Origin of the sequence: Streptomyces sp. NPDC058796 (assembly GCF_042745235.1) — a bacterium.
Classification (GTDB): Bacteria; Actinomycetota; Actinomycetes; order Streptomycetales; family Streptomycetaceae; genus Streptomyces.
Window position 1 is genome coordinate 162701 of the sequence record NZ_JBHYOP010000002.1, and the last position, 17085, is coordinate 179785.

Here is a 17085-nt window from a genome sequence, read left to right on the forward strand (position 1 = left end):
GGGTGGGGGGGGGGGTGCTGGTTCGGGGGGTGGGGGGGTGGGAGATGGGGCTCCCCGCGCGCCCCGCCGCCTCCCCCGGGCCCCCCCCCCCGCCGCCGTGTGCGCGTGGGTCACTCGCCGCCGCGGCGCGCCTTGATGGCCGTCAGGTCCAGATCCAGCGGGAAGGGAGCGCTCAGCTTCATCCGCTCACGGAAGATGCCGACGGCGACGTATGTCCCGGTGGCGGGCTCCAGCTCGAAGGCGTGGACGACGGCGAGCCCCTTCTCGTTCTCCACGCGCCAGTAGTGGGTGATGCCCGCACGGGCGTACTTCAGGGGCTTGGTCTCGCGGTCGCGGGAGACGGACTCGGCGGATACGACCTCGATGGCCAGGGTGACGGCGTCGGCGGGACAGCGAGTCTCCTCCGGGTCGTCGACGACGTCGCCGCGCACGACGATGACGTCCGGTTCGGGCCGGTTCTGCCGGTCGATATCGATGGTGAACTCGCGGACGACCTCGAACTCCGCCGGGGCGAGGGACTGCAGCTGCCAGTTGAAGAAGTCGACAGCGCGTGAGTGGAAAAGAGTCTGCGGACTCACGAAGACGAGGCTCCCGTCGATCAGCTCCGTGTGCGGGGGCAGGTTCGGAAGCCGGTTTAGGTCGTCCGCGGTCCAGCCGCCCTCCGGCGGGACGGGCCAGTCGGGCGTGGACGCCTTCGGTGCGCCGCTCATCAGTGCTCCCATGCGACGGAGTCTCGCGGGTGCAATCAGACTATCCGCCGGAAACGGGCGGGTCTCCCGCGAACGTGTGAACGACTGTCGTGTCTTTGACGCGGGTGACGATCGCTACGGTGTGCGGCCTGTGGATAACTCCGGCGCTGTCGGCGCGGGCCCCTATCGTTGAGGCAGTGGTCGGGACAGGGCGGACCAGACGGACAGGACGGGTGCAGAAGGCCCGGGCAGGCAAGGCAGGACGTACGGGGGACCAGGCGATGGGCGGGACGGGCGTGATCGGCGAGATGGCAGAGACAGCACAGGTGACCGGCGTGGGCGGCGAGGCGCTGGCCGCGCTGCACCGGGTCTTCGGGTACGAGGCCTTCCGGGGCGAGCAGGAAGCGGTCGTCGACCACGTGATCGCGGGCGGCGACGCCGTCGTGCTCATGCCCACCGGCGGCGGCAAGTCGCTCTGCTACCAGATTCCGTCCCTGGTCCGGCCCGGCACGGGCATCGTGGTCTCGCCACTGATCGCGCTGATGCAGGACCAGGTGGACGCGCTGCGGGCGCTCGGTGTGCGGGCCGGGTTCATGAACTCCACGCAGGACTTCGACGAGCGGCGCGTGGTGGAGGCCGAGTTCCTCGCCGGCGAGCTGGACCTGCTGTACCTGGCGCCCGAGCGGCTGCGGCTGGAGGGCACCCTCGACCTGCTCTCCCGGGGCAAGATCTCCCTCTTCGCGATCGACGAGGCGCACTGCGTCTCGCAGTGGGGCCACGACTTCCGGCCCGACTACCTCGCCCTGTCCCTGCTCGGCGAGCGCTGGCCGGACGTGCCCCGGCTGGCGCTCACGGCGACGGCCACGCATGCCACGCACCGCGAGATCACCGAGCGGCTGAACATGCCGACGGCGCGGCACTTCGTGGCCAGTTTCGACCGGCCCAACATCCAGTACCGGATCGTGCCGAAGACCGACCCCAAGAAGCAGCTCCTGAACTTCCTGCGCGAGGAGCACCCGGGCGACGCGGGCATCGTCTACTGCCTCTCGCGGAACTCCGTCGAGAAGACCGCCGAGTTCCTCTCCCGCAACGGCGTCGAGGCGGTGCCGTACCACGCGGGCCTGGACGCGGGCACCCGAGCGGCGCACCAGTCGAGGTTCCTGCGGGAGGAGGGGCTGGTGGTCGTGGCGACCATCGCCTTCGGCATGGGCATCGACAAGCCGGACGTGCGGTTCGTCGCCCACCTGGACCTGCCCAAGTCCGTCGAGGGCTACTACCAGGAGACCGGCCGCGCGGGGAGGGACGGCCTGCCTTCCACGGCCTGGATGGCGTACGGACTGAACGACGTCATACAGCAGCGCAAGCTGATCCAGTCCGGCGAGGGCGACGAGGCGTTCCGGCGCCGGGCCCAGTCCCACCTGGACGCGATGCTCGCCCTGTGCGAGACGGCCCAGTGCCGCCGCGGTCAGCTCCTCGCCTACTTCGGGCAGGAGCACGACCCGGCCGGCTGCGGCAACTGCGACACCTGCCTCACTCCGCCGCAGACCTGGGACGGCACGGTCGCGGCGCAGAAGGTGCTGTCGACGGTGGTGCGGCTGAAGCGGGAGCGCGGGCAGAAGTTCGGCGCGGGGCAGATCATCGACATCCTGCTGGGCAAGCGCACCGCCAAGGTGATCCAGTTCGACCACGACCAGCTCTCCGTGTTCGGCATCGGCGAGGAGCTGACCGAGGGCGAGTGGCGCGGTGTCGCCCGGCAGCTGCTGGCCCAGGGCCTGCTCGCCGTCGAGGGCGAGTACGGCACCCTGGTGCTGACCGAGGCCAGCGGGGCGGTCCTGCGCCGGGAGCGGGAGGTGCCGCTGCGCAAGGAGCCGAAGAAGCCGGATTCGGCACGGGTGTCGGGCGGCGGGCGCGGCGATCGCAAGGCCAAGGCCGCCGCCGCCGAACTGCCACAGGAACTGGTCCCCGCCTTCGAGGCGCTGCGTGCCTGGCGGGCGGAGCAGGCGCGGGAGCAGGGCGTTCCGGCGTACGTCATCTTCCACGACGCCACGCTCCGGGAGATCGCCACCGCCTGGCCCACCTCGGTCGGCCAGCTCGGAGGCATCAGCGGGGTGGGTGAGAAGAAGCTGGCGACGTACGGGGAGGGTGTGCTGGCCGTGCTCGCGGCGCTGGAGGGACCGGCCGTCGCGGCGGAGCCCGCCCGGGGCCGTCCGCCGGCCGGTTCTGTCTCCGACCCGGGTGCGGACGACTGGCCGGAGATGGAGCCCGAGCCCGAGCCGGACGACTGGATGTAGACGACTGGATGTGGGGGGCGGACGGCGGCGACCGCACGCTGTCCCGACACGCCCGGAGACAGGTCCTACGCCAGCGCCGTCAGCCCCGGAGCGAAGGTGATCAGCAGGGGGACGAGGGGTACCAGAGCGGCCGTGGCCGTGGTCAGGGCCCGGTGACGAGGCATCAGGCGAGGCGGCGGTTCGAGGAGGCGGTCGACCCGCTCGCCGAGGAGGCGGTGGCTGGAGGCGCAGGACAGGACGCCCCGGTGCTGGTTCAGCTCGATCAGGGCCAGTGCCGTGGTCAGGTGGCCGCAGCGGCGGGAGGCGGTGTCGTCGGCGGCCAGTTCGACCAGGCGGTGGGTCTGGTCGCAGAAGTGGGCGAAGAGGGGGACTCGGGGGAAGCCGGTGGCCAGTGCGGTTGACAGGTGCAGCAGCCAGTCGTGGCGGGCGCGGGCGTGGCCGCGCTCGTGGGTGAGGACGGCGTCGAGCTGGTGGTCGGTGAGACGCTGCAGGGCGCCGGTGGTGACGATCAGCTGGGGCGGGCTGCCCGGCATCCACCAGGCGTCCGGGTACTCGTCCTCCAGGACCAGCAGAGGGCCACGGGCGGCGGGGAGGCCTGCGGGCAGGTCGGGGGCGCGTTCGCGCAGGTGGGCGCGGGACTGGGCACGGCGCCGGCGGGCCTCGACGAGTTCGCGGGCGAGCATGGCGGTGGTCCAGGCGGCGCCGCCGGCCAGCAGCAGTGTGAGGGCGGCGGCCCAGGGCGGGCCGGCGGAGAGGTTGTAGGCGGCGGTCACCGCGGGCGGCGCCGGCGCGAAGAGCTGGGCGCGGACGGTGCCGAAGACGGCGGCGGCCCCGAGCACCAGTGCCGTCAGACAGCACAGCAGGACGGTGGCGACCAGGCACTGCCACACCCACAGCGCGACGACCGGATCGCGTTCGGGCCACGCGGACCGGGTCAGCGCGCGCGGTACCGGTACCGCGGCGGTCACGGCGACGACGAACAGCAGGAGCAGGCAGATGGTCATGCCACGGGCTCCGGATCCTGGTCGGAAGTGCGGCTATGGCTGTGGTGCGGTGGTGGTGGGCGGTGCCGGGGCTTCGGGAGGCCCCGGTGGCCCGATGGGCGGGTGCGGACATGCCGTGCGGCGCACACCGCCCGACGCCAGTATGACGGTGACGGGCGGTGTGAGTCAGGCCCCGGCGGGCAACTGATCCGGCGCACCGCACCCGCCCACCGGGCCACACCCGCACCGCAGCCATAGCCGCACTGCCGTCCAGGGGAGTGCGGGTGCCAGCGGGCTCCCGTCCGCGCGGGGCGCGTGGGCTACCGGCCGGTGCGCGGTGCGGCGATCCGGCCGGTCACCTCGCCCAGGCCCACCCGGGCGCCGTCCGGGCCAGGTGCCCAGGCCGACAGGGTCACCACGTCCCCGTCCTCCAGGAACGTCCGCTTGCCGTCGGGGAGTTCCAGCGGCTCGCGGCCGTTCCAGGTCAGTTCCAGCAGGGAGCCGCGCTCCCGCTCCGTGGGACCGCTCACCGTGCCGGAGCCGTAGAGGTCGCCGGTGCGCAGGGAGGCGCCGTTGACGGTCATGTGGGCCAATTGCTGGGCGGCCGTCCAGTACATGGTGGAGAACGGAGGTTCGGAAACGACGTGGCCGTTGATCGTGACGGTGATCCGCAGGTCATAGCCTCCGGGCTCGTCCAGTTCGGGGTCGGTGTCGTCGAGGTAGGGCAGCAGTTCGTGGGTGCGCTCCGGCGGCGCCACCCGCGCCTCCTCCAGGGCGTCCAGCGGCGTGATCCAGGCCGACACCGACGTGGCGAACGACTTGCCGAGGAACGGTCCGAGGGGGACGTACTCCCAGGCCTGGACGTCCCGCGCGGACCAGTCGTTGAGGAGGCACAGCCCGAAGACGTGCTCGCGGAAGTCGCCGAGCGGTACCGGGTCGCCCGGCTCGGACGGCACGCCCACCACGAATCCGACCTCGGCCTCGATGTCCAGGCGGACGGACGGCCCGAAGACGGGAGCGGCGTCGGTCGGGGCCTTGCGCTGCCCGCACGGGCGTACGACGTCCGTGCCGGACACGACGACCGTGCCGGAGCGGCCGTGGTAGCCGATGGGCAGGTGCTTCCAGTTGGGGGTGAGGGAGTCGGCGGCGTCGGGGCGGAAGATCTGGCCGACGTTCCGGGCGTGGTTCTCGGAGGCGTAGAAGTCGACGTAGTCCGCGACCTCGAAGGGCAGGTGGAGGGTCACCGATGAGAGGGGGTGGAAGAGAGGCTCCAGGGTCTCGCGGTGGGCGGGGACCGTCACCCAGGCGGTCAGGGCGCGCCGCACGTCGGACCAGGCGGTGCGGCCGGCCGCCAGCAGTGGGTTGAGGGTGGGCCGCGCGAGCAGGGAGGCGTACGGCGAGCCGAGCGCGTGGGCCGCCGCGCCGGCGTCGAGGACGTGGTCGCCGAGCCGGACGCCCACCGTCCGGTCCTGCGTGCCGGGGATCGAGAACACGCCGTACGGGAGGTTGTGCGGGCCGAAGGGGTCGCCCTCGGGGACATCGAAGGGGGGCATCGGGTGCTGCCTCGCTTTCGTGCTCGCCATGTGCGCCGTGCGCGCCGGGTGTGCCACGTGGTTCGTGGGCCGGGCCACACGTTACGGGTGACATACCGGTCTTGGGCAGTGCGTCGGGAGGTGGCGGTGCGTGGCGGGGGGAATGCGCGCACGTGTGCTGACGTGCGGGGAGTGGTCCGGCCGCCGGTGCGGGAGGCGAGGGGAGTGGCCGTTGGAGCGGTGCCTCGGCAACCGGCGCGCGCCCGCGTGAACGCGGGGAAATGTTGCGCTCCGCTTCCGTTTGAGTGCGGGAAGTTGTCCACAGGCCGGTACGCAATCTTGACGGAGCGGTGCGAACGGGGCGACTCTGGGCGGGTGCTGGAAGGCCTCGGGGAGGGGGCTTTCAATGGCACACCAGGGGGGCGGATGGCCATTGGGGAGGCCGGTCCGGGTTCGGTGCGGGATGGTTCACAGTCGAGGAAGCGGCTGGAAGGGACCATGCGCGGCCGACTCGGCCGGGAATGCGTGTACGTACCGTCGTGCCGTTTCGGGCTGTACGCGGCACTGCGTCACTGGTGCCCGCCGGGCGGCCGGGTGCTGATGTCGCCGGTCAACGACGACGTCATCTTCTTCGTCGTGCTCGCGGCCGGACTCCGGCCCGTGCAGGCCCCGTTGGACCCGTCGGACGCGTCCATCGACATCGATGCCGTGCCCGAGGACGTGTGGGGTTCCCTGTCCGCCGTCCTGACGACGAACCTGTACGGGAACCCGGACCCCGCCCCCGGTCTGCGGGCACGCTGCGACGCGCTCGGCATCCCGCTGTTGGAGGACGCCGCGCACGCCATCGGCAGCGAGGTGGGCGGCCGGCCGGTCGGCTCCTGGGGCGACGCCTCCGTTTTCAGCCTGTCCAAGCACGTCGGCGCCAAGGCCGGAGGCATCCTCGCGTTCGCCGATCCGGGGGTGCGGGAGGCTCTGGAGAAGGCGTGCGACGATCTGCTGCTCCCGCGCCGCGCGACGGCCGAACTCGCCTACGCCGTACGGCCGTACGCGGAGGCGACCGTGCGCGGACTGCGGTTGCGGCGGGCCGCCTGGGCCACGATGCGGCTGCTGGGGCTGATGGAGCGCGAGGAGATCCGGATGCCGCTGCGTCCCAAGGAGCTGGCCCGCGCGGTCGCCTCGGCCCCCGACCTGGACGCCCACGACCCCTGGGTCCGCGTCGACATGCACGACTACCGGTTGCGGGCCGGCCGGTTCCGGCTCGGGCGCATCGGGCGCAGGCTCGACCGGCTGGACGACGTCCTCGCGGACTGCCGGGCGGGTACGGAACTGCTGCTGTCGACCCGCTGGGGGCAGCCCGCGGGCGGACGAGCGCGGGCTCCCGTCCAGCCGTTGTTCCGGGTGCCGCTGCTCGTGGCGGACCGGGACGCGGCGGTACGTGCGCTGGCCCGCCGCGGCATCGTCGTCGGCTATCTCTACGACCCGCCACTGGACGACTACGCGGGCGCGGCCTTCACCGATCCGTCCCCGTCGCCCGGGGGCGCCCGCTGGTTCGCGCGGCACGCGCTGCCGGTGGACCCGCTGCGGGCCCGTTCGGTGGTCGCGGCGCTGGAGGAGTCCGGGGTGAGGCCCGCCGAGACGCCGGAAGGGCTGGTTCCATCCGGTGGCTGAGACGCAGGTCCACGAGACGGCCACGGCACCCGCGGGCGGTGGCCCGACGCCGGCCGGGCGCGGACACGGCGGCGACTCGCTCTTCAAGAACGCCTACTTCCTCATGCTCAGCACCGGCGTCTCCGCCGTGCTCGGCCTCGGCTTCTGGCTCGTGGCCGCCCGCTACTACTCGGAGGAGGCGGTCGGACAGGGCTCCGCCGCCATCGCCGCGATGCGGCTGCTCGCCAGCATCACGGCGACCACGATGATCGGCGCCGTCGTCCGTTTCGTGCCACGGGCCGGCCGTGCGACCGGGCCGCTGGTGTGGCGGGCGTACGCGGCCAGTTCGGCGGTCGTCGCCCTGGCAGCCGTCGTCTTCCTGCTCACCCTCGACCTGTGGGGCGCCTCCTACGCCCCGCTGGGCACCGTGGAGGCGGGGGCCCTGTTCGTCGCGGCCTGCGTGGCCTGGGCACTGCTCACCCTCCAGGACGGTGTCCTGACCGGCCTGCGCAAGGCGGAGTGGGTGCCCGCCGGGAACGCGGTGTTCTCGGTCGGGAAGCTGATCCTGCTCGCCGTCTTCGCCACCGTTCTGCCGGTGCTCGGCATCTTCGTGTCCTGGGCCGTGGCCATCGCCTTCTCCACCCTGCCGCTCGGCTGGCTGATCTTCCGCAGGCTCATCCCGCGCCAGGCCGCCGCCGACCACGACGTGGAGCCGCCCAAGGTCCGAGAGATGGGGCGGTTCCTGGCCGGGGACTCGCTGGGCGCGCTGTTCAGCCTGGCCATGATCAACCTGCTGCCGGTGATGGTCGCGGTGAACTTCAGCGCCGCGGAGAACGGCTACTTCTACGTGGCCTACACCGTCGGCGGCACGATGGAGTTCATGGCCATCAACATGGCCTCCTCCCTCACCGCGCACGCCTCGCACGACCCGCGCCGCCTCGCCGACGGCGTCCGCGGGGCGCTGCGCCGCATGACGCTGCTGCTGGTGCCGGTCGTCCTCTTCCTGGTCGCCTTCGCCCCGCAGATCCTCACGCCCTTCGACGACGGCTACGCCGAGCACGGCTCCACGGTGCTGCGGCTGCTCGCCATCGGAGCCCTGCCGCGCATCGTGGTCGAGTTGTACATCGGCGTGCTTCGCGTCCAGGGACGCACCGGCGCACTGGCCGCCGTGCAGGGCACCATGTGCGTCCTCGTGCTGGGCAGCGCGGCGATGCTGTTCACGCCGGCCGGGATCGCGGGCGCCGGCTGGGCGGTGCTGGGCGGCATGACCGTGGTCGCCATCGGCTGCGCACCCGGACTCCGTGCCGTCCTGCGAGGCAGCGACGGGGGCGGGCGTAGCTCCGGAGGGACCGGGGGACCGGGCGCCCTCCCCGGCGGCACCGCGACTCGAACCGGCCGCGAGCCGGGTCCCGGTACGGCGTACGGCACCCGCTGGGCCCGGCTGAACGCCACCGCGGGGTACGGCACCAACTGGGCGCGGCGGGCGGCGTACGGGCACGGACAGACCGACGGCGCGGCGCGGGAGGACACGGTCGCCCTGTTCATAGGACGTCCCGGGTACGAACGGGAGGCCCTGGAGGCGGACACCCTCGCGGTGATCGTCCGGCGGCCGCGGGACGCCGACGCGGAGCCCGGGACCGAGCCGGACGCCTGCTCCGGGCCCGCTCCCGAGACCGGGACGGATGCCGAGACCGAGACCGAGTCGGGGTCCCGTCCGGTCACGGAGACCGGGCCTGAGGGCGAGCACGCTTCCGCGGTCGGCGCCGAGCGTCCGGCCGCTCCACGCGCCGAGGCCGGCACGTCCGCCGCGGACTTCGGCGACGACTTCGCCGACGACGGGGCGGCGGGCGAGGACGGGATCGGGGCGGTCCCCGAGCGGCTCCTGCGACCTGCCCTGTGGCTGCTGCTCGGCATCGCCACCGTCGTCCTCCTGGTCGCTTCGCGCGAACTGCCGTGGCTGGGCGCCGGTGTGACCGAGGCCGGGCTCACGGGTCGGGAGCTGCTGCGGGAACTGCCCCTGTCGGCGCTCGTCGCCGGAGCGGTGCTGCTCGTGGTGTTCGTGGCGTCCGTGACGTTGTGCGTGGCGACCGACCCGCGCCTGCCCGGCGCCGCGCTGGGCGCCGCCGTCCTCACCCTGCACGCGGCACCCGTGGCCCTCGGCCGGGAACCGGAGGCGGTCGGTGGGGCGTTCTATACCGAGACGGCCGGTTTTCTGGCGGAAGCGGCGGGGCTCGACGGGCCCGGCCCGCTGCTGCGCTGGGCGCCGCTCGTCCTGCAGTTGCTGTGTCTCGTACCGCTGTGGCTGCTCCTCGCGAAGGCGGGTGGCCGACTGCCGTGGCAGGGGCGCTGGGGGGTTCTGTATCTCGCCGCCGTGGGCGGCTGGGTCTGGCGCGCGGAGCTCGCGCCTCTCGCGCCGCCGCTCCTGGTGCTGCTCGTCCTCGCCGTCCTGCTCCTGTCGCTCCGCCGCCCCGCCCCGACGACGGACGTGACACAGCCCGCGCACCGCACCAGACCGAACGGCACGTCCAGGGACTGATCAAGCGCAGAGCCGAATCCGCCAGGGGGGAACCGTCGTGCGTCCGCCAGCAACTCCACGGGAGAGATCCGTACCAGAGCCCGTGCCCGGGCAGGAAAACCCGGACGCGGCGAGCAGGGAATCCGCGACGACGCCCCTGGAGAAGCCGGACACGAGCACGACGACCGCCGCCGTGTCCGAGCACGAGCACGAGCACGAGGAGGAGCAGGAGCACGGGCGCGGGCACATCCACGGACGAGAGGGGGCGGCATCCCCCCACGCTTCGCAGGAGACGGCCACCAGGACCTCGCAGGAGGTGTCCGCCCGGCCGGGTCGGGAGTCCGCCTCCCGCGACCCCGCACGTGCTCACCGAACCCCTAACCCGGAGCCGTCCGGCTCCGCCACCGAGCCGCCCGTGACGGATCTGTCCGACCTCGCCCCCGCCGCCTGGCCGTCCCGCGCGGCCGCCGCCTGGCCGGCCCTGCCGCTGCTCGTCGCGCTCACTCTGTGGGGCTACGCGCTACGGCACACCGACGTGTCCGCCCTGGACGACTTCGGTCTCGTCAGCGCCCTGCACCCCGCCTTCTGGGCCGGCCTCGCCGTCCTGACCGCGGGCTTCTGGTTCACGGTCCGCGATCCGCGCCGCCCGGGCGCCTGGTCGTTCGCGTATGTTCTGGGCCTGCTGGTCATGGAACGGGCCACCCAGGCCCTCCTCTACCCGACCCCGCTGTACGCGTGGGCGTGGAAGCACGACGCCGTCATCGACCACCTGCTGACCTCCGGCAGCCTCCAGGGCGCGGACCAGCTCGGTGACATGGCCGTTTACGACCAGTGGCCAGGCTTCTTCGCCGCCCAGGCCGCGCTGGTGCGCCTGCTGGGTGTGGACGACGCCGCGATGTACATGGCCTGGTGGCCCCTGGCCTCCAGCGTCCTGCTGCTGCTCCCGCTGCTGCTGATCTACCGGACCTTCACCGAGGACCGGCGGCTGATCTGGACCGCCGTGTGGCTGTTCTGCGTCGGCAACTGGGTCGGCCAGGACTACTTCTCCCCGCAGTCCGTCGCCTTCGCCCTGCACCTGGGCGTCATCGCGGTCGTACTGCGCCGCTACGGCCGCGCCGGCGGGCGGCACGGCCGGCAGGGGCAGGCGGTGTGGACCGTGCTGCTCAGCGTGCTGGTCACCGCCATCGTCGTCTCCCACCAGCTGACGCCCGGCATGCTCGTCGTCACGCTCGCCGCCCTGGCCCTCACCCGCCGCCACCGCGACTGGGTCCCGCTGGTCACCACGGTGGTGATCTTCCTGGCCTGGTGCCTCACGGCCGCACTGCCCTTCCTGTCCGCCGCCATGCCGGACATGATCCGCGCCATCGGTGACGTCGGCGCCAACGTCGAGACGGGGTACGGGACCACGCCCACCGGCACCGGCGCGGTGGCGACCTCCTGGGCGGCCCGGCTGCTGTCGGGGTCGGTACTGCTGCTCGCGCTGGCCGGCATCCTGCGCCAACGGGTGCTGCGGCACCGGGCGCTGCCCTTGCTGCTGGTCGCGGCGGCGCCGTTGCCGATGTTCGTGGCGAGCAGCTACGGCAGCGAGATGATCTTCAGGGTGCTGATGTTCACGCTGCCCGGCGCCGCCTTCTTCGCCGCCGCCGCGCTGCTGCCCAAGGTCCGCACCCTGGCCGCCGACGCCGCGGTGCGGGAGACGGCGGAGCCCTCGCGGAAGCCCACCACCGCCCGGCGGCGCCGCGTTCCGCTGCCCGCGCTGCCCCCGCTGCGGTACGGCGCGTGGGTGCCGTTGCTCGTGCTGCTCGCCGGGACGCTGGCGTTCGTGCCGAGCTACTCCGGCAAGGACCGCGTCAACTACTTCCCGCCCCGGGAGGTCGCCCTCGTCGACCAGCTCTTCGGCCGGGCCCCCGACGACTCCCTGGTCGTCGCCGCCAACCGGAACTATCCGCTCGCCTACGAGCAGTACTGGAGAGTCGACCACTACTGGTTCCTCGACGACGACCGGCGCCACGTCGACGAGATCGTGCGCGACCCGGCCACCGTCCTGGCCCGCGACATGGCCGTGGAAGCCCCCGCCCGCGCCTACTTCCTGCTCACCCAGGGACAGGTGGCCAACTCGGAGATGAACGGCCAGCTGGACAAGGCCCAGTTGGACCGCATCCGGGAGTCCGTGGCGTCGTCGCCCGCGTTCGAACTGGTCGCCGAGAACGACGCCGGTGTGCTCTACGTCCTGAAACCGGCGAGCTGAGGAGAGGCGGACCAGACCATGACACCGCAGAACGCCGTGACACCGCAGGACCTCGTGATCCGCATGCTGCCGCCGTTCGGCGGCTGGCTCGCGCTCGCCGCACTCGCCCTGCCGGGCGGCTCGCCGCTGCGCGGCGCGGCGGTCGCCGTCTTCCTGGCCGTCGGCCCGGGCGCGGCCCTGGCCGGACTCTGCGGCCCGGCGCTGCGGGCCCGCCGCGCGGAGGGCCCCGTCGAACGGCGGGACGCCCGTTTCGAACGCCACTCCGACCTGCTCGAACGGCTGATGCTGGCCGTCCTGCTCAGTATCGGCGCCGCGATGCTCGTCGCCACGGTGCTGATAGCCGCGCATGCCTTCAGCGGGGACCGCGTCCTGCTGACGCTCACCCTGCTGACCACGCTGGCCGCGTTCTGCCCGCGCCTGCGTGCCTCCCCGACGCCCAGGACGGCGCCGGGGGCGCCGCCGAGGACACGGAAGGGTTCCACTCTGTGAGGTTCGCCCGTCCCGCTCGCCGTACACGCGGGGACTCGACGACGACCGGACAGCACCGCCGGCCCAGGACCCCGGAGGAACGCCGGGCCCTGGGCCGACGCCGGCTGCTGCTCACCTCCGTGACCGCCACCTGCGCGGTCCTGGTCGCGGTGCTCGCCCTGCGCGACGCCTCCGCCCCGGCCGACGACCCGGAGTGCCGCCCCACCGAACACCTCGAACCGCCCTGCGGAGCCTGGTTCGGCGCCTTCGTGCCGCACGACAAGTCCGACCTGGCCGAGAAGGTGCACGCCTACGAGGAGCAGGTCGGCCGCCGGCTCGACATCGTGTACACGTACCACGACATGTCCGCCGTCACGGAGACCCGGCTGGAGGGCCAGCTCCTCACCGAGCAGGAGCAGCGCGTGGGCGAGGACCGCATGCTGCTGCTGTCCTGGGAGAGCAAGTGGTGGGGCGGCACGAAGCGGCAGCAGCCCACCTGGAAGCAGATAGCCGCCGGTGACCTGGACGACTCCGTGATCGACGTCCAGGCGCGGCGGATCAAGGAGTACGGGGAGCGGACGGGGAAGAAGGTCTTCCTCTCCTTCGACCTGGAGATGGACACCCGCACCCCCGACAACGGCACCCCGGCCGAATACGTCCGGGCCTACCGGCACGTCCACGACCGCTTCCGCGAGCTGGGCGTCGACAACGTCGTGTGGACCTGGATCATCACGGGCTACCTGAACCACGCCGACCTGTTCGAGAGGATGTACCCGGGGGACGAGTACGTCGACTGGATCGGCTACAACCAGTACAACTACTACCTCTGCCACAAGACGGACTGGCTCAGCTTCGCCCAGACCCAGTACGCCACCCACGACTGGATCCGCGCCAACATCTCCGACGACAAGCCTCTGATGCTGTCGGAGTTCGGCAGCGCGTCCGATCCGAAGCGCCCGGACCGGCAGGCGGACTGGTACGCGCAGGTGCCCGGGGTGCTCAAGGACCTGGAGGGCGTGAAGGCGGCCCTCCAGTGGAACTACCGCGACCCCGGACCGCACTGCGATCTGGCCATCGCCAACGAGCAGGCGTGGGACAGCATGCGCGAGGTGGCCGCCGACCCCCACCTGAACCAGCCGCTCGGATGACGGGCGGGTTGCCCGGCGAACCCGCGGGGTCGTCACCCGGCGAACTCGGGCCCCCGGACCATGGCCCGGCCCCGCCGGTACCAGCGCCACGCCACCGTCTTCGGACCGTCGCGGTAGGGGGCGATCCGCGCGCCGTCGCCCGCCAGCCACCCCGTCACGTCGGCGACCGTATGACTCTGCCGCACGATGAGCCGTGCGATGCGGTACCGCTCGTCGCGGTCCGAACTGAGCGCGTGCCGCACCGCGGTGGCCGTCTCGTACCCGGCGCGGGCCGACAGCGACCGCACCTTCGCACTGTTGTAGCCGTGCGGGTAGGCGAGGTGGCGCACCGGATGCCCGAGGGTGTCCTCCAGTACCGCCTTCGACCTGCGCAGTTCGTACGTCAGGTCCTTGACGGGCAGGGTGTCGAGCTGGGCATGGGTGACGGTGTGGCTGCCGATCTCCATGCCGGAACGTTCCAGCTCCCCGACCGCGCCCAGTGTCATCATCGGTGCGGGCGGCAGCAGGCTGCGGCCGCCCGGGGCGATGGCGCCGGTGGTCAGGTACGCGGTGGCGGGCATCCCGCGCTCGGCCAGCACCTCGGCCGTGGGACCGGGCAGGTCGGCGAAGCCGTCGTCGAAGGTGAGCAGCACCGGCCGGGGCGGCAGCGGTGCCCGCCCGGCGAGGTGGTCGGCGAGCACGCTGATGGTGACGGGCGTCCGGCCGCTGTCGGCGATCGCGTCGAGGTGCGCCGCGAACTCCTTGGGGCGGACGGTGAACTCGGCGATCCACGAGGGCGGGTCGTCCATCACCGCGTGGTACAGGAAGACGGGTATGTGCGCGGGAGCCCCCTCGTTCATCCTGCCTCCAGCCCGACCGTACGCAGCGCCCGGCGGGCGCGCAGATAGCCGACGGGGCCGTACAGCATGCCCCGGCGCTGCAGCCGGGACAGCCGCCGTGGCCAGGGATGCGTACGGGAGTCGTGCCCACCCGGCACACCCGTTCCCGCACCCGCTCCCGCGCCCGTGTCACCAAAACCGCCACCCGCACCGTCCCCCGCACCGGTGGCGCGCACGGCCGTCAGCCCCCGCGCGTGCGCCAGCCCGCCCGGCACCCGCGCGAGGAAGGCCGGGAGCAGCGCGGGCCGGTTCACCAGGATCGCCGTGAGGTACGCGGTGAGGCCGGCGCCGTAGCCGTACGCCTGCGTCTCCAGGTCCCGCCAGGTCTCCCGGTGGTGGTGCCAGACCAGCGCGCTCGGTGTGTACCGCAGCCGCCGCCCCTCGGCGAGGACGCGGACGAACCCGTAGAGGTCGTCGCCGCCCCGTGCCCGTGTGCCCGTGCCGGTCGCCGGGTCGAAGCCGCCCACCGAGCGCAGCACCGCCGTGCGGAAGGCCATGTTGGCGCCGGAGCCGAACCGGCCCGCGGTGAAAGGGAACAGCGGTTCGTCGGCGGGCGGGCGCGCCGGGTCGTACGTGCGCGGGGTGAAACCCTTCGCGAAGCCGCCGTGGCTCTCCAGCAGCACCTGGGCGGGGGTGCGCAGCCGCGCGGGCAGGATCAGCCCCGTGGTGCAGCCCAGTTCCGGGTCGGTGGCGAAGGGCGCGGTCAGTTCGGTGAGCCAGCGCGGGTCGGCGACCACGTCGTCGTCGGTGAAGGCGACCACCTGGCCGCGTACGGCCGCCAGGCCCCGGTTGTGCGCGATGGCGAGTCCCGGCACCGGTTCGCACACGTACCGCACCCGCTCGCCGTACTTCCGCTCGACCAGTTCCCGGGTCTCCTGGGTGACGGGCGCGTTGTCGACGACGACGATCTCGAAGTCCGGGTGGTCCTGGGCGAGCAGCGAGTCCAGGGCGCGGGCCAGTTGGCCCGCGCGTTCGCGGGTGGCGATCACGACGCCGGCGGGAGGGGGCGCGGGCAACGGCTCCGGGCGCGCCGGCGCGGGCAGCTCCCGGGCGAGCCCGGCCAGCACCGCCACGGGATCGGCACCGGCGGGCACTTGCCCGAGAAGGGTGCCGACGGGCTGTCCCGCACGTCTCACGAGTACGAACACCGAACCGGACGTGACCGGCGCGCTGCCCGGCCCCGGTCTCAGCTCAGCGCCTTCCGTGTCCGCAGTGCCCGTGCCCCCCGCCCCCGCCGGTCCCCGGGCGGCGGGCAGATCCAGCTCGGCGACCTGCACCGGCCCGATGCTCAGGAACTGCTCGATCTCCCGCCGTGTCTCCTGCCGCGCACGCCGTCCACCGGCCATGCGCCCACCCCCTCGTGGTTGCCCTCGGTGCCGCTCTTCGTCCTGACCGTCGTCCCGACCGTCCTGACCGTCGTCACGACCGGCGCAGCCGGGCCGCGACCCGCAGCGTCCGCACCGCCAGCGACGCCAGCCGCGGCCTCTCGCGCACGAAGCCGTGCGCGCGGCGGACCGGTTCCCGGCCGAGCCAGTGCAGCGCGGCGCCCGCTCCCGGACGTGTCGCCGCGCCCTCGTACACGGGCAGTTCGCCGGTCTTCAGCGAGTCCTTGTACTCCGCCGGGCCCCGCCCCATGTCGAGCACGCAGATGCCCTCAAAGGCGGCGGCCTCGGCCATCCGCAGGTGCAGGATCAGCCCCGGCGAGTACTTGGCGAAGTCCGGGTCGTACGCCGGGAACCAGCACGCCAGGACCGTCGCCGAGCGCAGCCCGAAGTGGGCGGCCATCGGCCGTCCGCCGGCGTAGAGCACGGACAGCGTGCCCGTGCACTCCGGCGCCCGGGTCCCGGCCAGCCGCCCGACGAGCCGGGTGATCCACTCCTGGGCGAACCGGTCCCGGCGCCCCGTCCTGCGGTACTGCGCCGACTTCCAGCCCATGAGGGTGCGCAGCGCGGCCGGGTCACGCTCGTCGAAGACGAAGCGCACGTCCCCGACCTGGCGGCCGAGCCGGCGCTCCTTGGCGAGGGTGGTCTTCAGGAACTTCGGTGACCGCGCGCGCAGCGCGCTCTCGTACGCCGCGTACCCCTGCTCCACGTCGATGACGTAGGTGGTGTGCTGCTCGGCGGCGTGCGGTACGAACAGTCCCTGGTCCGCCTCCAGGTTGTCGAAGGCGAAGCTGGACAGGGAGCAGGCCCGCAGCAGTTGGCGGGTGTCCGGGGCGAGGTCCTGGCGCAGCACCGCGCCCTGGCAGTCCGACACCCCGAGCCCGATCGCGCGGCCCTGTCCCAGGGGCCCGCGCTCGTGCGGCAGGAAACCCGCCGCCTCGCCGCCGTCGTACACCACCGCCACCCGCGCCCGCGGCCGTACCCGGCCCACGACGTCGGTGAACTCCGGTTCCATGAACGGATTGCGTGGCGCCGTCGACTTGGCGCGCAGCTCGCGCCAGCGTTCCCGTTCCCCCTCGCCCAGTTCCTCCGGCCTGAGCACACGCACACGTCCGCTGTTCAACCCGACCCCCCGATCAAGTCCCCCCTGGACACAAGGAAGGTACCTCCGGGGCCGCCCGGCCGGTAGGTAGCGGACCATCTTGTTGCCAACCGGTGCACAGGCCTTTAACCGGCTTTAGCCGATGATGTGCCAGGTTTCGGACACGATCGGGCGTCGTCGTGCGTACTCGGACGTACTCGCT

At 73.0% G+C, this 17085-nt stretch carries 12 protein-coding genes; 6 read left to right on the forward strand and 6 right to left on the reverse strand.

Annotated elements, in window-relative coordinates:
• Positions 1-110: 110 nt before the first annotated feature.
• Entirely contained in the window at positions 111-710 is a 600-nt protein-coding gene (locus tag ACFW47_RS05975) for a Uma2 family endonuclease (RefSeq protein WP_386304966.1), read from the reverse strand.
• Positions 711-970: 260 nt separating this feature from the next.
• On the opposite strand from ACFW47_RS05975, the gene recQ reads away from it, so the two are divergent.
• Positions 971-2980, forward strand: coding sequence for a DNA helicase RecQ (gene recQ / locus ACFW47_RS05980; protein WP_386304967.1), 2010 nt, complete (start codon positions 971-973; stop codon positions 2978-2980).
• A gap of 65 nt (positions 2981-3045) precedes the next feature.
• Here recQ and ACFW47_RS05985 read toward each other — a convergent pair whose 3' ends face one another.
• Both ACFW47_RS05985 and fahA read right to left on the reverse strand, forming a co-directional pair.
• Positions 3046-3984, reverse strand: a complete 939-nt coding sequence (locus ACFW47_RS05985; RefSeq protein ID WP_386281727.1) for a M56 family metallopeptidase — start codon at positions 3982-3984, stop codon at positions 3046-3048.
• A 299-nt stretch (positions 3985-4283) separates the two neighbouring features.
• Positions 4284-5516 (reverse strand): fumarylacetoacetase, encoded by a 1233-nt coding sequence (gene fahA / locus ACFW47_RS05990; RefSeq protein ID WP_386281725.1) that lies wholly within the window; start codon positions 5514-5516, stop codon positions 4284-4286.
• 477 nt (positions 5517-5993) lie between these two features.
• On the opposite strand from fahA, the gene ACFW47_RS05995 reads away from it, so the two are divergent.
• From ACFW47_RS05995 to ACFW47_RS06015, 5 genes are all read left to right on the forward strand, one after another.
• The gene (locus ACFW47_RS05995; RefSeq protein ID WP_386304968.1) at positions 5994-7163 is read left to right on the forward strand and encodes a DegT/DnrJ/EryC1/StrS family aminotransferase; all 1170 of its coding nucleotides are present in this window, start codon (positions 5994-5996) and stop codon (positions 7161-7163) included.
• Positions 7156-9678 carry a lipopolysaccharide biosynthesis protein gene (locus tag ACFW47_RS06000; RefSeq protein ID WP_386304970.1) on the forward strand — a complete coding sequence of 841 codons (2523 nt, stop codon included), beginning with the start codon at positions 7156-7158 and terminating at the stop codon, positions 9676-9678. Before ACFW47_RS05995 ends, ACFW47_RS06000 begins: the two co-directional genes overlap by 8 nt.
• A gap of 82 nt (positions 9679-9760) precedes the next feature.
• On the forward strand, positions 9761-11905 hold the full coding sequence (locus ACFW47_RS06005; protein ID WP_386304971.1) for a glycosyltransferase: 2145 nt from the start codon (positions 9761-9763) through the stop codon (positions 11903-11905).
• An 18-nt stretch (positions 11906-11923) separates the two neighbouring features.
• A complete protein-coding gene (locus tag ACFW47_RS06010; protein WP_386304972.1) occupies positions 11924-12394 on the forward strand; it encodes a hypothetical protein in 471 nt (156 codons plus the stop codon).
• A complete protein-coding gene (locus ACFW47_RS06015) occupies positions 12391-13521 on the forward strand; it encodes a glycosyl hydrolase (RefSeq protein ID WP_386304973.1) in 1131 nt (376 codons plus the stop codon). The genes ACFW47_RS06010 and ACFW47_RS06015 overlap by 4 nt, the downstream gene beginning before the upstream one ends.
• A gap of 32 nt (positions 13522-13553) precedes the next feature.
• Here the strand turns inward: ACFW47_RS06015 and ACFW47_RS06020 are convergent, their stop codons facing one another.
• From ACFW47_RS06020 to ACFW47_RS06030, 3 genes are all read right to left on the reverse strand, one after another.
• Positions 13554-14360, reverse strand: coding sequence for a polysaccharide deacetylase family protein (locus ACFW47_RS06020; protein WP_386304974.1), 807 nt, complete (start codon positions 14358-14360; stop codon positions 13554-13556).
• Positions 14357-15745 carry a glycosyltransferase gene (locus ACFW47_RS06025; protein WP_386304975.1) on the reverse strand — a complete coding sequence of 463 codons (1389 nt, stop codon included), beginning with the start codon at positions 15743-15745 and terminating at the stop codon, positions 14357-14359. The genes ACFW47_RS06020 and ACFW47_RS06025 overlap by 4 nt, the downstream gene beginning before the upstream one ends.
• 73 nt (positions 15746-15818) lie before the next feature.
• Positions 15819-16883, reverse strand: coding sequence for a GNAT family N-acetyltransferase (locus ACFW47_RS06030; protein WP_386282145.1), 1065 nt, complete (start codon positions 16881-16883; stop codon positions 15819-15821).
• Between the last annotated feature and the right edge of the window lie 202 nt (positions 16884-17085).